21 protein-coding genes are annotated in these 17702 nt (G+C 74.8%); 10 read left to right on the top strand and 11 right to left on the bottom strand.

Annotated features, from left to right (window positions below; genetic code table 11):
• The first annotated feature begins 4 nt into the window (after positions 1–4).
• Together ACYVHQ_RS00585 and ACYVHQ_RS00580 are read left to right on the top strand one after the other, a co-directional pair.
• Positions 5–229 carry a DUF3107 domain-containing protein gene (locus ACYVHQ_RS00585; RefSeq protein ID WP_460509924.1) on the top strand — a complete coding sequence of 75 codons (225 nt, stop codon included), beginning with the start codon at positions 5–7 and terminating at the stop codon, positions 227–229.
• A 2-nt stretch (positions 230–231) separates the two neighbouring features.
• Complete coding sequence (locus tag ACYVHQ_RS00580; protein ID WP_460509922.1) at positions 232–516, top strand: hypothetical protein; 285 nt, start codon at positions 232–234, stop codon at positions 514–516.
• 69 nt (positions 517–585) lie between these two features.
• Here ACYVHQ_RS00580 and ACYVHQ_RS00575 read toward each other — a convergent pair whose 3' ends face one another.
• On the bottom strand, positions 586–1224 hold the full coding sequence (locus tag ACYVHQ_RS00575; RefSeq protein WP_460509920.1) for a ferritin-like fold-containing protein: 639 nt from the start codon (positions 1222–1224) through the stop codon (positions 586–588).
• Between the two features lie 162 nt (positions 1225–1386).
• Here ACYVHQ_RS00575 and ACYVHQ_RS00570 point away from each other — a divergent pair, with 162 nt between their 5' ends.
• A complete protein-coding gene (locus ACYVHQ_RS00570) occupies positions 1387–2865 on the top strand; it encodes a DEAD/DEAH box helicase (RefSeq protein WP_460509918.1) in 1479 nt (492 codons plus the stop codon).
• 63 nt (positions 2866–2928) lie between these two features.
• Here the strand turns inward: ACYVHQ_RS00570 and ACYVHQ_RS00565 are convergent, their stop codons facing one another.
• Entirely contained in the window at positions 2929–3783 is an 855-nt protein-coding gene (locus tag ACYVHQ_RS00565; RefSeq protein ID WP_460509916.1) for a PHP domain-containing protein, read from the bottom strand.
• 104 nt (positions 3784–3887) lie between these two features.
• Here ACYVHQ_RS00565 and ACYVHQ_RS00560 point away from each other — a divergent pair, with 104 nt between their 5' ends.
• Together ACYVHQ_RS00560 and ACYVHQ_RS00555 are read left to right on the top strand one after the other, a co-directional pair.
• Positions 3888–4910 carry an endonuclease/exonuclease/phosphatase family protein gene (locus ACYVHQ_RS00560; protein WP_460509914.1) on the top strand — a complete coding sequence of 341 codons (1023 nt, stop codon included), beginning with the start codon at positions 3888–3890 and terminating at the stop codon, positions 4908–4910.
• Positions 4911–4959: 49 nt separating this feature from the next.
• Positions 4960–6447, top strand: a complete 1488-nt coding sequence (locus ACYVHQ_RS00555; RefSeq protein ID WP_460509912.1) for an aminopeptidase P family protein — start codon at positions 4960–4962, stop codon at positions 6445–6447.
• Positions 6448–6507: 60 nt separating this feature from the next.
• Here the strand turns inward: ACYVHQ_RS00555 and ACYVHQ_RS00550 are convergent, their stop codons facing one another.
• From ACYVHQ_RS00550 to ACYVHQ_RS00535, 4 genes are all read right to left on the bottom strand, one after another.
• Entirely contained in the window at positions 6508–7287 is a 780-nt protein-coding gene (locus ACYVHQ_RS00550; RefSeq protein ID WP_460509910.1) for a copper resistance CopC family protein, read from the bottom strand.
• Positions 7284–8090 (bottom strand): YcnI family copper-binding membrane protein, encoded by an 807-nt coding sequence (locus tag ACYVHQ_RS00545; RefSeq protein WP_460509908.1) that lies wholly within the window; start codon positions 8088–8090, stop codon positions 7284–7286. The genes ACYVHQ_RS00550 and ACYVHQ_RS00545 overlap by 4 nt, the downstream gene beginning before the upstream one ends.
• A 109-nt stretch (positions 8091–8199) precedes the next feature.
• Positions 8200–8802, bottom strand: coding sequence for a hypothetical protein (locus ACYVHQ_RS00540; protein ID WP_460509906.1), 603 nt, complete (start codon positions 8800–8802; stop codon positions 8200–8202).
• Between the two features lie 4 nt (positions 8803–8806).
• A complete protein-coding gene (locus ACYVHQ_RS00535; protein ID WP_460509904.1) occupies positions 8807–9304 on the bottom strand; it encodes a YflT domain-containing protein in 498 nt (165 codons plus the stop codon).
• A 47-nt stretch (positions 9305–9351) separates the two neighbouring features.
• Between ACYVHQ_RS00535 and ACYVHQ_RS00530 the strand changes: the two genes are divergently transcribed.
• Genes ACYVHQ_RS00530 through ACYVHQ_RS00520 form a run of 3 tightly spaced genes read left to right on the top strand, consistent with a single transcriptional unit; the run spans position 9352 to position 12344 of the window.
• Positions 9352–10680 (top strand): magnesium transporter MgtE N-terminal domain-containing protein, encoded by a 1329-nt coding sequence (locus tag ACYVHQ_RS00530; protein WP_460509902.1) that lies wholly within the window; start codon positions 9352–9354, stop codon positions 10678–10680.
• Complete coding sequence (locus ACYVHQ_RS00525) at positions 10661–11200, top strand: DUF1003 domain-containing protein (protein WP_460509900.1); 540 nt, start codon at positions 10661–10663, stop codon at positions 11198–11200. The genes ACYVHQ_RS00530 and ACYVHQ_RS00525 overlap by 20 nt, the downstream gene beginning before the upstream one ends.
• Complete coding sequence (locus ACYVHQ_RS00520) at positions 11190–12344, top strand: Mrp/NBP35 family ATP-binding protein (RefSeq protein WP_460509898.1); 1155 nt, start codon at positions 11190–11192, stop codon at positions 12342–12344. Before ACYVHQ_RS00525 ends, ACYVHQ_RS00520 begins: the two co-directional genes overlap by 11 nt.
• A gap of 219 nt (positions 12345–12563) precedes the next feature.
• Here the strand turns inward: ACYVHQ_RS00520 and ACYVHQ_RS00515 are convergent, their stop codons facing one another.
• Positions 12564–12686, bottom strand: coding sequence for a hypothetical protein (locus ACYVHQ_RS00515; RefSeq protein ID WP_460509896.1), 123 nt, complete (start codon positions 12684–12686; stop codon positions 12564–12566).
• 181 nt (positions 12687–12867) lie between these two features.
• Between ACYVHQ_RS00515 and ACYVHQ_RS00510 the strand changes: the two genes are divergently transcribed.
• A complete protein-coding gene (locus tag ACYVHQ_RS00510; protein ID WP_460509894.1) occupies positions 12868–13785 on the top strand; it encodes a LysR family transcriptional regulator in 918 nt (305 codons plus the stop codon).
• A gap of 30 nt (positions 13786–13815) precedes the next feature.
• On the opposite strand, the gene ACYVHQ_RS00505 is transcribed toward ACYVHQ_RS00510, so the two are convergent.
• On the bottom strand, positions 13816–14280 hold the full coding sequence (locus tag ACYVHQ_RS00505; RefSeq protein ID WP_460509892.1) for a Sec-independent protein translocase family protein: 465 nt from the start codon (positions 14278–14280) through the stop codon (positions 13816–13818).
• A gap of 61 nt (positions 14281–14341) precedes the next feature.
• Between ACYVHQ_RS00505 and ACYVHQ_RS00500 the strand changes: the two genes are divergently transcribed.
• On the top strand, positions 14342–14968 hold the full coding sequence (locus ACYVHQ_RS00500) for an O-methyltransferase (RefSeq protein WP_460509890.1): 627 nt from the start codon (positions 14342–14344) through the stop codon (positions 14966–14968).
• Positions 14969–15033: 65 nt separating this feature from the next.
• Here the strand turns inward: ACYVHQ_RS00500 and ACYVHQ_RS00495 are convergent, their stop codons facing one another.
• From ACYVHQ_RS00495 to dapE, 3 genes are all read right to left on the bottom strand, one after another.
• Positions 15034–15204, bottom strand: a complete 171-nt coding sequence (locus ACYVHQ_RS00495; protein WP_460509888.1) for a DUF3117 domain-containing protein — start codon at positions 15202–15204, stop codon at positions 15034–15036.
• Between the two features lie 114 nt (positions 15205–15318).
• Positions 15319–16563, bottom strand: coding sequence for a hypothetical protein (locus ACYVHQ_RS00490; RefSeq protein ID WP_460509886.1), 1245 nt, complete (start codon positions 16561–16563; stop codon positions 15319–15321).
• Positions 16548–17627: a succinyl-diaminopimelate desuccinylase gene (gene dapE, locus ACYVHQ_RS00485; protein ID WP_460509884.1), complete on the bottom strand. Its 1080-nt coding sequence runs from the start codon at positions 17625–17627 to the stop codon at positions 16548–16550. The genes ACYVHQ_RS00490 and dapE overlap by 16 nt, the downstream gene beginning before the upstream one ends.
• Between the last annotated feature and the right edge of the window lie 75 nt (positions 17628–17702).

The raw sequence follows: 17702 nt of genomic DNA, 5'->3' as shown, positions 1-17702 counted from the left end.
CGACGTGGACATTCGCATCGGCATCGCCAACAGCCCCCGTGAGATCACCTTCGAGACGTCGCAGAGCGCCTCCGAGGTCGAGAAGGTCGTCGCCGACGCGCTCGCCGGCGGCGGCACGCACGTCACCCTCTCCGACTCCAAGGGCAAGACCTTCATCGTGCCCACGGCCGCCCTGGCCTACGTCGAGGTCGGCTCGGAGGAGAACCGCCGCGTCGGCTTCGTCAACTGACCGTGGAGCTGCTCCCCGTCGCGGTCGGCGCGCTCCTGGTCGGCCTCCTGGCCCACGCCGCGCTGCCCGGCCGTGACACGCGGGGGCTGCTGCTCGTGCCCGGGCTCACGGTCGCCGTCGCGGCCGGGGCCTGGGTCGCCCTGGGCTGGGCGGGCCTGCCCCCGGGCGCGGCCTGGGCCGTGACGACGCTGCTCGCGGTGGGCGTCGCCGTCGTCGTGCCCCTGCGGCTCACCGGGCGGCGTCGGCGGGCCGACACGGAGCTCTTCGCGCGGCTCGTCCGCTCCTGAGCGACCGGTCCGCCGGCCGGGCGTCGTCCCCCCGGGACGGCTGCGAACCGACGCGCTCGCGGACGACGGTCAGGCCGTGAGCCCCAGGGCGTCCATCCGTCGCGTGTGCGCCGCGATGAGCTCGGTGAAGACGGGCTCCAGGCGCTCGTCGTCGGCGGACTCGTGCGAGGCCTCGATCGCGGCGCGCGCGACCAGCAGGGTGTCGCCCACGAGCCTCCTGCCCCACAGCGCGAGCCGGGAGGCGAGCTTCGGGTCGGCCTCGAAGGCCCTCGACAGCTCGGCCACGATCAGCTGGTCGTCGTCGCCCGGGTCGAGCACGGCCGCCACGCGCGTGCGGTGCTCCGAGGGCAGGCCGGCGGCGAGGCGCGAGAAGACGTCGTTCAGGAGGCCGGCGCTCACGTAGCTGGCGAGGATCGCCTCGTACCAGTCGCGGCCTGCCGTGCGGCGCCGGAACTCGTCCACGGCGCCCGCGTGCGGGGCCATCGCGTCGGCGGCGTCGAGGTCGGAGCGGGACAGCTCGCGGACGAGACCCTCGTGGCGCGCCAGCGTCGAGGTCGCGACCCGGCCGGTGACGGCCTTGGCGCGGACGTGCGGCGCGAGCGAGGCGGCGTGGCCGAGCGTCTCGAACAGCGACAGCTGGAGGTACGCGGCCTGACCGAGGTACACCGCGAGGTCGGGCGTGAACTCGCCCAGCTCGACGCGGGCCACGCGGAGCGGCTTCGCCGACTGGCGCGGTCGCGGACGAGCGGGGACGCCCCGTCTCGCTCTCCGTCCCGGCCATGACACCACCCCCACAGCCTAAGGGGTCGCGGGCCGGGGGTGCGCGAGCCGCTAAACTGTCGTGGATCCCTCAACGAGACAGGCGACCACGTGACTTTCACAGACCTCGCGATCGACCAGGACATGGTCGACGCACTGGCGGCGAAGGGGATCGTCGAACCGTTCCCCATCCAGACCCAGACCATCCCGCTGGCCCTCACCGGTCAGGACATCATCGGTCAGGCCAAGACGGGCACCGGCAAGACGTTCGGCTTCGGCCTCCCCATCATCCAGCGCATCGGCACCGACCCGGCCCCCGGCGTCAAGGTGCTCGTCGTCGTCCCCACCCGCGAGCTCTGCGTCCAGGTCGCGGAGGACCTCGAGGTCGCGACCTCGAACCGTCCGACGAGCGTCGTGAGCATCTACGGCGGCAAGGCCTACGAGGGCCAGGTCGAGCAGCTCAAGGCGGGCGCGCAGATCGTCGTCGGCACCCCCGGGCGCCTCCTCGACCTCGCCGGCCAGCGCCTCCTCGACCTGAAGCAGGTGCAGGAGGTCGTCCTCGACGAGGCCGACAAGATGCTCGACCTCGGGTTCCTCTCCGACATCGAGAAGATCTTCCAGCAGGTGCCGGCGACCCGGCACACCATGCTCTTCTCCGCGACCATGCCCGGCCCGATCGTCGCGCTCGCCCGACGCTTCATGACGAAGCCGGTGCACATCCGCGCCACGGACCCCGACGAGGGCCTGACGCAGGCCAACATCAAGCACGTCGTCTACCGTGCGCACTCGCTCGACAAGGACGAGGTCGTCGCCCGCATCCTGCAGGCCGAGGGCCGCGGCAAGACCGTCGTCTTCACGCGGACCAAGCGTGCCGCCGCCAAGCTGGTCGAAGAGCTGAACGACCGCGGCTTCAACGCGGCCGCCGTGCACGGCGACCTCAACCAGGAGCAGCGCGAGCGCGCCATGGCCGCCTTCAAGGCGGGCAAGAAGGACATCCTCATCGCGACCGACGTCGCCGCGCGCGGCATCGACGTCAACGACGTCACGCACGTCATCAACCACACGGTGCCCGACGACCACGACACCTACCTGCACCGCGCGGGGCGCACGGGCCGTGCCGGCAAGACCGGCATCGCCGTGACCTTCGTCGACTGGGACGACCTGCACAAGTGGGCGCTCATCGACAAGGCGCTCGGCATGGGCATCCCCTCGCCCGTCGAGACCTACTCGTCGAGCCCGCACCTCTACGAGGACCTCGACATCCCGGCCGGCACCCGTGGGCGGCTCAAGCCGTCCTCGGCGAGCGCCGCCGCGGCCTCCGGGGGCTCCCGCCGCGAGGGATCGGGCGAGCGCCGCACGGGCGAGCGCTCGAGCGAGCGCTCCGGCGAGGGCGGCGGCCGGTCCCGGGGCCGCTCGCGCTCCGCGGACCGCTCGCGCGGCAGCTCCGGCACGGCGACCGAGGCCGGCACGCCGGCGACGGAGGGCGCCCCCGGCGCGACCGGGTCCTCGGACGCCGAGGGCGGTCAGGCCCGCCGTCGCAGCCGCAGCCGCCGTCGGCGCCCTTCGGGCGAGGCTCCCCAGGAGTCCTGACACCGCAGCACCGTCGTGAGCGCCGGGCCCTCGGGCCCGGCGCTCCGTCGTCCCGGGGGCCGGTCAGCCCTGGACGGGCGAGCTGCCGGTCGCGGCCTCGACGATGCGGGCGAACTCGGCCGGGTCGGTGCTGTTCTCCCCCAGGCGGTTGGGCTTGCCGTCGCCGTGGTAGTCGCTCGAGCCGGTGACGACGAGGTCGTGCCGGTGGGCGAGCTCGAGCAGGCGGGCCTTGCCCGCGGCGGTGTTCTCGCGGTGCCGCACCTCGACGCCCAGGAGGCCCGCGTCGACGAGCTCGAGGAAGCTGCGCTCGGAGATGTTCGGGTCGCGACCGTGCGTCGCCGGGTGCGCGATGACCGGCACGCCGCCGGCGGCACGGATGAGCCGCACGCCGTCGAGCGGCGTGGGCGCCTCGTGCGGCTCGTAGTACCCGGCACGCCAGTGCAGGATCCCGGCGAACGCGGCGCTGCGGTCGGGCGCGTGGCCCTTGGCGACGAGAGCGTCGGCGATGTGCGGGCGGCCGAGCGTGGAACCGGCGCCGGACTGCGCGAGGACGTCGTCCCAGGTGAGGTCGTAGTCGGCGGCGATGCGCTCGACGATGCGCTCGGCGCGGTGCAGGCGGGCCTCGCGGGTCCGGGCGGTCTCGGCGACGAGCCCGGGGTGCGCGGGGTCGAAGAGGTACCCGAGGACGTGCACGCTCATGAACCCCAGCCGGGTGCTCAGCTCCATGCCGGGCACGAGGGTGAGGCCCGTGCCGGCGACGGCGCGGCTCGCCTCGGCCCAGCCCGCGGTGGAGTCGTGGTCCGTGAGGGCGACGACCCCCAGGCCCGCGCGCACGGCACTGGCGACGAGGTCGGCGGGGCGTTCGGTGCCGTCGGAGACGCTGCTGTGCGTGTGCAGGTCGATGGCGCGGGCGGGCATCCCCCCATCGTAGGCCGCGCGCCGGGCTGCCCCCCGTGCACGAGCGCGACCGGCCGGGGGCCGCCTCGCCGACGGCGGGCGGCGTCCCCTAGGCTCGGCCCGTCATGATCCGTCGCCTCGTCGCCCTCGTCCTCGTGCTCGCCCTCGCGGGCGTCCTCCTCGTGCTGCTCTGGCCGCAACTGCTCGACTGGCAGCGGATGCCGGTCGTGGCCCACGGCGTCGCCCTGCGCGGCGCGGCGGTCGCGGTGGCCGTCGTGCTCGTCGTGGTCCTCTTCGTCGTCGGGCTGGCCGCGCGACGTGCGCGCCCCCTGACGTCGTCGGCCGCCGTCCTCCTGCTCGTCTTCGCCGCCGTCCAGACCGGGATCGTGGGCGTGCGGGGCATCGGGCGGGACGACTTCAGCGAACCGGTGCCGAGCGACGTGACGGTGCTCGCCTGGAACACCCTGGGCGGCGCGCCGGGGGCGGAGCGGATCGCCCAGGTGGCGATCGACCACGAGGCCGACGTGGTCGCGCTGCCCGAGACCGACGCCCAGACCGCCGAGGCCGTGGCGGCCCTCATGGCCGAGCAGGGCCGCTCGATGTGGTCCCACACCCGCGACGGCCGGGCGCCCACCTCGATCCTCGTCGACACCGCACTGGGCGAGTACCGCCCGGCGACGACGGAGGACGGCACGACCGAGCTGGACCCGACGCCCGGCATGCCGACGCTCGTCGTGGTGCCGACCTCGGGCTCGGGCCCGACCTTCGTGGCCGCGCACCCCATCTCGCCGGTGCCCGGACGCATCGACGACTGGCGCACCGGGCTGGGGGCCCTCGCGGAGCTCTGCCGGGACGGTGACGCCGACGTCGTCGTCGCGGGCGACGTGAACGCCACCCTGGACCACATGGCCGGGCTGGGGATCGGTCGCGGTGCGCTCGGCCGGTGCCGCGACGCGGCCGTGGGCACGGCGAACGGTTCGGTCGGCACCTGGCCGACCGACCTGCCGCCGCTGCTGGGAGCGCCGATCGACCACGTCCTCGCCACCGCCCAGTGGCTGCCCACCGGGTTCCGGGTCCTCACCGACGTCGACGACTCCGGCAGCGACCACCGCCCGGTCGTCGCGCAGCTCAGCCGCACGGGAGCCTGACCGCGCCGCCGGCTCGCACCGCGCGCGACGGCACGAGAGAATGGTCGGCATGGCTGAGCAGCAGGCGCCCCGCGCGACGACGAACCGATCGACGACCCCCGGGTCGGACACCTTCAAGGACTTCATCTCGTCCCGGTGGGCCGACCGCGGCGAGCCGACGCCCTCCCCCCGGGAGCAGGCGGTGTACGCGGCGGCACGCCGGTCGCGCCTGTCGGCGCAGCGTCCCGGCGAGCGCCTCGTCGTCCCCGCCGGCAGCACCAAGGTCCGCTCCAACGACTGCGACTACCCCTTCCGGGCCCACTCGGCGTTCTCGCACCTCACGGGCTGGGGCTCCGACACCGTGCCCGGCTCGGTGCTGGTGCTCGAGCCCGTGGGCGACGGCCACGAGGCGACCCTGTACTTCCGGCCCTCGGCGGGTCGCGACTCCGACGAGTTCTACGCGAACCCCGAGATCGGCGAGTTCTGGACGGGGCCGCGACCCTCGCTCGCCCAGGTCGGGGCCGACCTCGGCCTGGCGACGCGCGACCTCGCCGAGCTCGACGCCGTCGTGGCCTCGAGCGACGAACGGACCCGCCTGGTGCGCGAGGCCGACGACGCGCTGACGCGGCGCTTCGACGACGTGCACGCGGTCGTCTCCGAGACCTCGGGCGGGGCCTCCCCCGTCGACCTCGTCGCCGAGGGCGAGGCGCTGGCGCGCGACCTCAGCGAGCTCCGCCTCGTGAAGGACGAGTACGAGATCGCCCAGATGCGCCAGGCGGTCGCCGCCACCGGCCGCGGGTTCTCCGACGTCATCGCCGACCTCGACGCCGTGCTGGCGCACCCCCGCGGCGAGCGCCTCGTCGAGGGCACCTTCAACCGCCGTGCCCGTGCCGACGGCAACACCGTGGGCTACGACACGATCGCCGCGGCCGGCGACCACGCCTGCGTGCTGCACTGGACCCGCAACGACGGGCCGGTCCGTGACGGCGACCTGGTCCTGCTCGACGCGGGCATCGAGCTCGAGAGCCTGTACACGGCCGACATCACCCGCACGCTGCCCGCCTCGGGCCGCTTCTCCGACGTGCAGCGCCTCGTCTACGACGCGGTGCTCGACGCCGCGGACGCCGCCTTCGCGGTCGTCCGGCCGGGCATCCGGTTCCGCGAGATCCACGCCACGGCGATGCGCGTCATCGCGGAGCGCACGGCCGAGTGGGGCTTCCTGCCGGTGAGCGCGGAGGAGAGCCTGCAGCCCGACCACCAGTACCACCGCCGGTACATGGTGCACGGCACCAGCCACCACCTGGGGCTCGACGTGCACGACTGCGCGGCCGCGCGCCGCGACCTCTACCTCGACGGCGTGCTCGAGCCGGGCATGGTCTTCACGATCGAGCCGGGCCTGTACTTCCAGCCCGACGACCTCACGGTGCCCGAGGAGTTCCGCGGCATCGGCGTGCGCATCGAGGACGACATCGTGGTGACGGCCGACGGTGCCGAGAACCTCTCGGTCGGCATCCCCCGCACGGCGTCCGACGTCGAGGCCTGGGTCGCCCGCGGCTGATCGCGACGACGACGAGAGGGGCGCGGACCACCAGGTCCGCGCCCCTCCGTCGTCGCCGGGTCAGTCCTCGGTCGGACCGCCCTCCGCGTCGGCGGCGTCGCGCGGTCCGTCCGCGGCGCGGCCCCGACGACGGGCCGTGAGCAGCACGATCGCGACGGCGGCCAGCGCGAGCACGACGATCGCGACGGCGACGCCCACGACGAGGCCCGCGTCGACCCGGGCGGCGTCGGCCCCCGTCCCGGCGTCGGGCTCGGCGGCAGGCGTGGCCTGCGTCGTCATCTCGGGTCCGGCCGCCTCCGGCACGGTCGTCTCCGAGGGCTCGGTCGCCGCGTCCGTCGCGGCCGTCCCGCTGCCCTCCCCGGCGTCGTCGCAGGTCGGCCTCGTCGCGCTGCCCTCGGCGGCGGGCGTGCCCTCCGGCGGCGCGTACTCGAAGGTCTGCGAGTCGGAGACGGTGTGCCCGTCGCTCGAGACCACCTGGTACGTCGACGTGTAGGTCCCCGCTCCCCCGAGCGCGACGGGCACCGAGGCGGTCGCCCCGGACACGGTCGCCACGCACGCCGTCTCGTGGTGCAGGCCGTCGGGTCCGACGACCTCGAGCACGTTCGACGAGCCCGTCCCGGACAGGTCGAGGATCGGCGCGTTGAAGGTGTACGACACCTCGTCGAGCGGCACCTCGACGACGGCTCCCTCGCCGGGATCGCTGGCGACCACGTAGTCGTGGGCCGAGGCCGGACCGGCGGCGAGCAGCGTCCCCGCCGTCACGAGGCCGAGGACGACCGCCGCGGCCCCCGGGCGCAGGAGGCCCCGACGCAGCAGGCCGTGCCGGGTCGCGCCCGTCATCGTCCCGCCCCGGCGCGACGTGCGCGCGTGAGCCCGAGCACGCTCAGCACGAGCGCCACGGCACCGAGGGCGAGGCCGCCGAGGCCCAGGCCGACGGCCAGCGGGTCGCTCCCGGCGGACGCGGTCGCGCCTCCTGCCGTGCCCTCGGCCGAGGCGTCGTCCGTCGCGCCGCCGTGCGCGCCGTGCCCGCCGTCGGTCGCGGCGGTCGTCACGACCAGCTCGGGCGCCGGGTGCTCCGGCTCCTCGCCGGAGGCCGGGGTCGGCTCGTCCCAGTCGACGACGGTGCCGTCGGAGTACCCCTGGTGCACGGGCAGGAGGATCGAGTCGGTCGCGGGGACCGGCCCGGCCGACATGCTGAAGCGCTGGAACTCGCCGTCCGAGAGCTGCACGCCCGGATCGGCGGTCCAGGTCACGGTCGTCGGCGCCTCGGTGACGGTGGCGCCGCCGATCTCGACCGGCTCGGGCAGGTCCGCCCGGGTGACCTCGGCCGTCCAGCCGGGCACGGGCTCGGTGCTCACCGAGGTGAACGGCTGGTCGGTGGGCAGGTCGACGACGACGCTCGTCGTGCCCGCGGTGGCGGACTCGTTCGGCACGCGGAAGGTGAGCACGGTCCAGCCGCCGGCGGTGGCCTCGCCGGGCTCGACGTGGACGTGGGCGGAGGCGGCGAGCGGCGCGGCGACCGCGAGCACGGCCGCGGCGCCGAGGGTCGCGGCCAGCCGGCCGGCGACGCCGAGGGGCGTGCGCGGCGTCCGGGCGCGGGTGCGGGTCGTGCGGGTGGTGGTGGGCATGGTGGTGCTGGGCATGGTGGTCCTGTCCTGGTCGCGGGGCGACCGACGGCGGCGCGGGGCCGCATCTCCTGGGCTGTGCGCGCACGCGCACGACGCCGCCGACGGTCGTCGGCGACGTGGGGGCTCAGGCGGGCAGGGGCGGACCGCGCCGCGGGAGGGCGACCAGGAACCGCGCGGCGACCGGACGGCGCACCGGCGCGACCACGGGCAGGAGGCGCGCGCCGGCCACCGGGGGGCGCCAGGTCAGCAGCGCCACGACCCGGACGAGGCCTCCGGCGAGGTCGACGAGCCGCCCGAGGGCCTGCTCACCCCGGCGCAGCGCGAGCACGGTGAGCACCGCCGCGACGAGGTGCGCGACCCACGGCCCGGCGGCGGCGCCGTCGAGGACGGGCACGACCTCGCCGCCGGGCGAGGCACGGAGCACGAACGGCGCGTGGTGGTGCGCCCCCGCGGGGCTCGACGACGTCACGCCGCCGGCCGCGGTCCCCAGGCCGAAGAGCGCGTGCAGGGCGACCTGGCTGAGCAGCACGGACGCGACGAGGCGACCGAGCGCGAGCCGGCGCCCGCCCAGCGCGACGCAGAGGGGCGTGGCGAGCACGAGCGCGAGGACCACGCCGAGCACGCCGGGCGAGCCCGCCCCGCCGGCGACGTGCGACAGGGCCGCGAGGAGGACGGAGGCGACGGCCGTCGCGCCGCCGCGGACGACGCGGGTCCAGCGTGCGGGCACGGCGTCAGCGCCCGTCGCCGTCGCGCGCGAGCGCGTCGCGGGCACGGGCGGCCAGGCCGGGTTCGACGACGACCTGGTAGTCGCTCGCCAGGACCTGGTGGGTCGAGGTGAAGTCGCGACGTCGGCGCGCGATCGCGGAGCCGGCGACGCCGTAGAGCATGCCGAAGCCGGCGCCGATGAGGGCCGCGGCGCCGAGCGAGGCGACCGACGCCTCGTCGGGGGCGAGCAGCACGAGCACGACGCCGAAGAACACGCCGAGCCAGAGCCCGCCGGCGGCTCCGCCGAGGGCGGCGCGGCCGTAGGTCTGCCGCCCCGTCACGCGCTCGACGGTCTTGAGGTCGTTGCCCACGATGGCCACCGACGCGACGGGGAACTCCGCGTGCGCGAGCCGGTCGACCACGCGCTGCGCCTCGGGGTAGGTCTCGTAGGTGCCGAGCACCTCGCCGCGAGGGAGGGTCGGCAACGTCGCCGTGCGGCGGCGGAGCGGACCCTGGTTCGTCATGCACACATTGAAACACGGCCCGCTGGCACGGTGGCTACAGTGGACTGGTGAGTGCGTCGAGGATCTTCGTCGCCCGGTTGGCCGGGTGCTCCGTCTTCGACCCCGCCGGCGACCGGGTCGGCAAGGTGCGCGACGTGCTCGTCGTGTACCGCCGCACGCAGGCCCCACAGGTCGTCGGGCTCATCGTCGAGGTCCCCGGCAAGCGCCGCGTCTTCGTCAACATCAACCGCGTCACGAGCATCGGCTCGGGCCAGGTCATCACGACCGGCCTCATCACCCTGCGCCGCTTCGAGCAGCGCGGCGGCGAGGTGCGCGTCATCGCCGAGCTGCTCGGGCGCAAGGTGTCCCTGCGCGCCGACGGCAGCACCGGCACCATCGAGGACGTCGCGATCGAGGAGCACGCCGAGGGCTCGTGGGAGGTCGGCCAGCTCTTCCTCCGCAAGCCGCGGTCCACGCCCTCCCCGTTCGGCAAGGGCCCGACCCTCTTCGCCACCTGGGGCGACGTCCGCGAGGAGCACGAGCCCGGCGAGGCGCAGAGCGCCGAGCAGCTGATCGCGGCCTACAGCGACCTGCTGCCCGCGGACCTGGCCAACACGCTGCTCGACCTCTCGGCCGAGCGGCGCCTCGAGGTCGCCTCCGACCTGCCCGACGACCGGCTCGCGGACGTGCTGGAGGAGATGCCGGAGGACGAGCAGGTGGCGATCCTCGACCAGCTGGGCGACCAGCGGGCGGCGGGCGTGCTCGACCACATGCAGCCCGACGACGCCGCCGACCTCATCGCGCAGCTCACCGACGACCGCGGCGAGGCGCTCCTGCAGCTCATGGAGCCCGACGAGGCCGACGACGTGCGCATGCTGCTGAGCTACGGCAGCGACACCGCCGGTGGCCTCATGACGACCGAACCGGTGATCGTCTCGGCCGACGCGACCGTCGCCGAGGGCCTGGCCCTCATCCGCCGGCACGAGCTCGCGCCCGCGCTCGGTGCCGCCGTCTGCGTGACCCTGCCGCCCTACGAACCGCCGACGGGCCGGTTCCTCGGCATGGTGCACTTCCAGCGGATGCTGCGCTACCCGCCGCACGAACGCCTGGGCACGCTGCTCGACCAGCAGCTCGAACCGGTGCGGGTCGACGCGTCCGCCCTCGAGGTGACCCGGATCATGGCCACCTACGACCTCGTCTCCGTGCCCGTCGTCGACGCGGCGCACCGGCTCGTCGGGGTGGTGACCATCGACGACGTCCTCGACCACGTGCTGCCCACCGACTGGCGCAGCCACGATCCCGACCACCCGCTCACGAGCGCCCGCTCGCGTTCCCGACGAGCACCGCTCGCCACCAGCACCGGAAGGAGGCCGTCGGATGGCCCGCACCGATCGTGACGTCCGCCTGGACTCCCCCAAGGGGCTGAGGACCCGCGTCCTCACCGGCCGCGCGGGCCGACCGAGCCGCGACCGGTTCGGTCGGGCGACGGAGTCGATCGCCCGCAACATGGGCACCCCGTACTTCCTCATCGGCCTCACGCTCTTCTGCGTGCTCTGGATGGTCTTCAACACCGTCGCGCCCGAGGCGTGGCGCTTCGACAGCGCCGCGATCGGCTTCACGGCGCTCACCCTCATCCTGTCGCTGCAGGCCTCGTACGCGGCGCCGCTGATCCTGCTCGCGCAGAACCGGCAGGACGACCGCGACCGCGTGCAGTTCGAGCAGGACCGCCAGCGCAGCGAGCGCAACCTCGCCGACACCGAGTACCTCGCGCGCGAGGTCGTCGCCCTCCGCATCGCGATGCGCGACATGGCGAGCAAGGACTTCATCCGGGCGGAGCTGCGCTCGCTGCTCGAGGAGCTCGACCGGCGCGACGCCGACGAGGTCGTCCCGGGAGCGGAGCAGCGCGGTGAGCGCTGACGCCACCGCCCTCGAGGGCGCGGTCCGCGCGGCCCTGACGCGCGTGCTCGACCCCGAGATCCGCAAGCCGATCACCGAGCTCGACATGGTGGGCGACGTCGCGGTGACGGCAGGAGGAGCGGCCACGGTGGGCGTGAAGCTCACGATCGTGGGCTGCCCCGCCGCGGACGTCATCGAGCGCGACGTCGCCGCCGCCGCGGCCGGCGTGCCGGGCGTGACCTCGGTGGCCGTCGACGTGAGCGTCATGACGGCCGACGAGCGGCGCGCCCTCACCGAGAAGCTGCGCGCCGGGCGGGGGCCGCGCGTGGCCCAGTTCGGGGCCGACAGCCTCACCCGCGTCGTGGCCGTCACGAGCGGCAAGGGCGGCGTGGGCAAGTCGACCGTGACGGCGAACCTCGCCGTCGCGCTGGCCGCGCGGGGCCTGGCCGTGGGCATCGTCGACGCGGACGTGCACGGCTTCAGCATCCCGGGCCTCCTGGGCCTGGTCGACGGGGACGGCGCCACGGTCCGGCCCACGCAGGTGGACGACATGATCCTGCCCCCGGTGGCGCACGGCGTGAAGGTCATCTCGATCGGCATGTTCGTCGACGACTCCTCGACGGCCGTCGCCTGGCGGGGCCCCATGCTGCACCGGACGATCCAGCAGTTCCTCACCGACGTGTTCTTCGGCGACCTCGACGTGCTGCTGCTCGACCTGCCGCCGGGCACGGGCGACGTCGCGATCAGCGTCGGTCAGCTGCTGCCGCAGGCCGAGGTGCTCGTCGTGACGACGCCGCAACCGGCGGCGGCCGACGTGGCGGAGCGCAGCGGGCTCGTCGCGCGCCAGACCGGCCAGACCCTCCTGGGCGTCGTCGAGACGATGGCGGGGCTCGTGCAGCCCGACGGCAGCGTGCTCGACCTGTTCGGCTCGGGCGGCGGAGAGGAGACCGCACGGCGGCTCTCACGGGGCCAGGAGGCGCCCGTGCCCCTGCTGGCGAGCGTGCCGCTCAGCGTCGCGCTGCGCGAGGGCGGCGACGCGGGCCTGCCCGTCGTGCTCGGGGCTCCCGCCGACCCGGCCGCGGTGGCCATCGACGACCTCGCGGGTCGGCTCGCGGTGCGGGAGCGCGGCCTCGCGGGCCGTCGGCTGGGGCTGCGCGTCGGCTGACCCCGTCGTCGCCGAGGGTGGCGCCCGGGTCGGCGATGGACGACCGCGGCCGTCCGGTCCTCGGGTCCGGGAACGGGGAAGGGGCGCCCTGCATCTGCAAGGCGCCCCTCGTCGTGCATCGCGTCCGCGGGGGACGGCGACGACGCGCGTGCGTCGCGACCCGGCACGGGCGCGACCACGGGGTCGGGTCCGCTCAGGAGTGGACGGACCGGACCGGGTCTAGGACCAGCGGCTGTAGGTGCGGGTCGGGATGGCGCGGTAGCCGTCGCGGGCGACGACGACGATGCTGCCGGTGATGCCGACGAGGGCGGCGACGGAGAGGACGATGAGACCGGTGAACACGGGTGTTTCCTTTCGGCGCGCGGACGCACCGCGCTGATCAGCACTGAGGGAGGGAGTCACAGACCGGGACCAGGTCGACCGGACTGGGGGCGCTCACGCGCTCTGAAGACTTGTCCATCCTGCGCCTTCTGAAGCAGTAGCGCAATCGTGTGCTCCTTGCCTCACCGTGTAGTTTTGCTACATGGACGTCAAGCGCCTCGAACTGCTCCGCGAGCTCGCCGAGCGGGGCAGCATCGCCGCCGTCGCGAAGGCGACGCACCGTACCCCGTCCGCCGTCTCGCAGCAGCTCAAGGTGCTCGAGCGCGAGGCCGGGGTCGCCCTCACGGAACGCTCCGGCCGCGGCATCGTCCTCACCGGCTCGGGCCGCGTGCTCGCGCAGACGGCCACCGACGTGGCGGTCGCCCTCGAGCGAGCCCAGGCGACCTGGGAGGACTTCGTGGCGGCCCCGCAGGGCGAGGTGACGCTCGCGACGTTCCCCACCGCGGGGCAGATGCTCCTGCCCGGCCTGCTCCGGACCATCGCGGAGGCCCCCGGCCTCACGGTCGTCGCGAGCGACCACGATCCCTCGACCCTCGCCTTCGCCGACCTGGCCGCCGACCACGACGTCGTCATCGCGCACTCCCCCGACGGGCGCACCTGGCGCTCGAAGAAGGGCCTGCTGACGATCCCGCTGCTCACGGAGCCCCTCGACGTCGCCCTGCCCGCCGACCACCGGCTCGCGCAGCGCGCCTCCCTGGCGCCCCACGACCTCGTCGACGAGTCGTGGATCGGGGTGCCCAGCGACTGGCCGTTCGAGTGGGTGTACCGCGAGATCGAGCGCATCACCGGGCAGCCCACGCGCATCCGGCAGCGCTTCAGCGACACGAAGGTCACCGAGGCGCTCGTGGGGGCGGGCCTCGGCATCGCGATCCTGCCCCGCTTCACGACCATCGGCGTGCGCGACGACCTCGTCCTGCTGCCCCTGGAGGGCCTGCGCGCCGTGCGCTACGTCTCGGTGCTCATGCGCCGCGACCGTGCCGAGCGGCCGTCCGTCCGGCGCGTGGTCGACGCCCTGCGAGCCGAGGCCTCGCGCGTGGCGGCGCTCCACGGCGGGGTCTGAGCCGTCAGGAGGCGCGGTGCCGACCGCCGGTCAGGTCGCCTCGGAGTCGTACGGCGGCACCTCGCCCGCGGCCAGGGGCACCACCTCGCGCGGTGGCGCGGAGGAGGGCAGGCCGACGATGCCCGACCGCACCGGCGACCCGCTCGCCCCCGCCGCCCCGGCGACCGAGGCTCCCGTGGCCGCGCCGGCCGCCGCCGTCCCGAGGCGTGCACCCCGCGCGGGCGCGGGCGCCTCGGGCCCGTCGAGCAGCGCGTCGCGGATGATGCGCCGGGGGTCGTACTGCCGGGGGTCGAGCTTCTGCCACTCGACCTCGTCGAACTCGGGGCCCATCTCGTCGCGCATGCGGTTCTTCGCCGTGTCGGCCATGGTGCGCAGCGTGCGCACGAACTGGGCCAGCTTGGCCGCGTACCCGGGCAGCCGGTCGGGGCCGAGCAGGAACACGGCGATCACCCCGATGACGAGGAGCTTCTCGAACGACAAGCCGAAGACGGACACGGCAGCAGACTAACCGCTCGCCCCCTGTGCCTGCCCCTAGAGTGGGCGGCTGAGGAGTGACGTGTCGCACATCGAACAGAGCTGGAAGTACGCCGAGGACCTGGTGGTCGAGGACGACGTCGTCGCCGAGGCCCGACGCCATTCCCTCGAGGCGGGCGTGGAGCCCGTCTCCCCCGCCGTCGGGGCGCAGCTGGCCGTCGTGGCCGCCGCCTCGGGCGCGCGGTCCATGATCGAGATCGGCACGGGCCTCGGCGTGAGCGGTCTCTGGCTGAACCGGGGAGCGCCCGCCGCCACGCTCACGACCATCGACCGCGAGATCGACCACCAGCAGTCCGCACGCGAGTCGTTCCTCCGGGCCGGCGTCCCCGCGGCCCGCGCCCGCCTCATCACCGGCCGCGCCCGCGACGTGCTGCCCCGCATGAACGAGGCCTCCTACGACCTCGTGCTCGTCGACGGCGACCCGGCCGACGTCCTGGAGCACGCCGAGCACGGCCTCCGGCTCGCCCGGCCGGGCGGCGTCGTCCTCGTGCCGCACGCCCTGTGGCACGGCTCCGTGGCGAACCCGGCCCGCCGGGACCCCGTCACCACCGGGTACCGCACGCTGCTGACCGAGGTGTCGACCTCGCCCGCCGTGCTCGCCTCGCTCTCGACGGCCGGCGACGGCCTCCTGCAGCTCGTCAAGCGCTGACGGCACGACGCAGCCCCCGTGGTCCCTGAGGTCCACGGGGGCTGCGTCGGTGCTGGAGTGGCTGACTAGGCGTTCACGACGCCTGCGAGGGCGGCGTGGAGCTCCTTGGCTTCGTCGTCGTTGACCGACACCACGAGGCGGCCTCCACCCTCGAGCGGTACGCGCACGATGATGAGGCGGCCCTCCTTCACGGCCTCCATAGGTCCGTCGCCGGTCCTCGGCTTCATGGCTGCCATCAGTTGACCCCTTTCGTGGATGCTGCCACCATCATCCCGCATGCCGCCCCGATACCCCAAACGGCCGCGCGCGTCGCGACGGGCGCGGGGTCACGTCCGCTCCGGGCCGTCGGGTCACGGGGGCGTCCAGTCCGCTCCGTCGACCCACCAGCACCAGTCGATCCAGACCCACTGCAGGAGGAGCGACGCCACGACGAGCAGGACCCGCCACGTGCGGGACCGGGGCACCGCGAGCGCCCCGAGCAGCGGGAAGAGCGGCAGGAGGATCCGGAAGGTGCTCGACTGCGGGAACCACACGGCGAGCAGGTACAGGGCGTAGGCCGCGCTCCACAGGCGCAGGTCGACGCCGAGGCGACGGCCCCAGGGCGACAGCAGGAGGCCGGCGAGGGCGAGGACCAGGACGACGAGCACGACCAGGCCGAGCCCGCCGGGCAGCCACCAGTTCGCGCCCTGCACCCAGGGCGCGAAGGGGACGAACGGCTGACGGCCGATGTACGCGCTGCGCCAGGCGAGCTCGGTCTCCTCGTAGGCGCTCGGCACGCCGGTCACGATCCCGGCCACGACGGGCCAGGCCAGGCCGAGCAGGCCCGTCGTCACGGTCGCGACGGCCGCGTGGACGCGCTCGCGCAGCGGGAACGGGTCGCGGTCGCGGTCCCGCAGGCGCAGCAGCGCGTGCACGCCGATGGCCAGGGCGAGCGGCAGCGCGCCGGGCCGGGTGAACGACAGCACGAGCACGACGGGCAGCATCGCGACGTAGCGTCGCCGCACGAGCAGCAGGAGGGCGAGGCAGAGCAAGAACGCGAACATCGCCTCCGCGTAGCCCAGCTGCAGCAGCGGCGACACGGGCGCGACGCAGAACAGGACGACCCCGAACGTCGCGGACCCCTCGGGCAGCACGGTGCTGAGCAGGCGGTGGAGCAGCAGCGCGGCCCCCGCGCCGAAGGCCACCGAGACGACCACCGCGAGCGGGGCGAAGCCGGCGCCCGTGAGCTCCATGAGCGCCCGGATCGTGAACGGGTAGGCGGGCATGAACGCCCAGGCGTTCTCGGCGACGTGCCCGTCGGGCGTGACGGGGAGCGTCGTCGGGTAGCCGACGACCGCGATGATCTCGTACCAGCGGGCGTCCCAGAGGTTCGCGAAGGCCACGTAGCCGGGGTGGGCCAGCGTCCAGGCGTTGACCTCCTGCCGACCGGCGAACGACAGCAGGAACGCCGTGCTCACCGCCCTCGACGCCGCGAGCACGACGAGCACGCGGAGCCACCACGGGGCGGCCCGCCACCGGTCCGCGACGAGACGGGCCGGTCCTCCTGCCGTCGGGGTCCGCGGGGCGGCGTCGGGAGGGCTCAGGCGGACAGCCACGCCCGCAGCCCGCGCTCGTTCTCGAGGACCTGCTCGACGGGCACGCGCTCGTGGTCGTGGTGCGCCAGCTGCGGGTCGCCGGGGCCGTAGTTGACGGCGGGGACGCCGAGGGCCGAGAAGCGGGCGACGTCCGTCCAGCCGTACTTGGGGCCGGGCTCGCCGCCGACCGCGGCCACGAACTGCTGCGCGAGCGGCGCGTCGAGGCCGGGCCGCGCGCCGGGCGCGAGGTCGACGACGCGCACGTCGAAGCCGTCGAAGAGCTCGCGCAGGTGGGCCACGGCCTCGTCCGTGCTGCGGCTCGGCGCGAAGCGGTAGTTGACGTGCACCATGCACTCGTCGGGGACCACGTTGCCCGCGACGCCGCCCGTGATGCCCACGGCGTTGAGCCCCTCGCGGTACACCAGGCCGTCGACCTCGACCTCGCGCGCCTCGTACGACGCCAGGAGGTCGAGGACCGGTGCGGCGCGGTGGATCGCGTTGTCGCCGATCCAGGACCGGGCACTGTGCGACCGGCGTCCGAAGGTGCGCACCTCGACGCGCAGGTTGCCGTTGCAGCCCCCCTCGACCCTGCTGTTCGTGGGCTCGCCGAGGATCGCGAAGTCGGCCTCGAGCAGCTCGGGGCGCGTGCGGGCGAGGCGGCCCAGGCCGTTGAGCGAGTCCGCCACCTCCTCGTGGTCGTACCAGACCCACGTGACGTCGACGACGGGGTCGACGAGCTCGACCGCGAGCGCCAGGTGCACCGCGCTGCCGGCCTTCATGTCGACGGTGCCGCGGCCCCAGAGGTACTCCACCCCGCCCTCGGTCTCGTACCGGCAGGGCAGGTTCACGTCGTCGGCCAGGGGCACCGTGTCGATGTGGCCCGCGACGACGACGCGCTGGTCGCGGCCGAGGTGGGTGCGGGCGACGAGGGCGTCGCCGTCGCGCACGACCTCGAGATGGGCCGCCTGCGCCAGGGTCTCCTCGATGCGGTCGACGATCGTGGCCTCGTCCCCCGAGACGCTCTCGACGTCGCAGAGCTGCCTCGTGAGGTCGACGGTCGAGGTGCTGAGGTCGAAGGCGGCCATGCACCCGAGTGTAGGGGCGGCTCCCCGGGACGCCGCCGGGGCTCCGGGCGGGGCTCGGGGCGGCGTCCGGGCGGG

It is taken from the genome of Frigoribacterium salinisoli, assembly GCF_054781095.1.
Note: the sequence above shows the minus strand (reverse complement) of the source record. Positions and strands in the feature narration are given on the sequence as shown.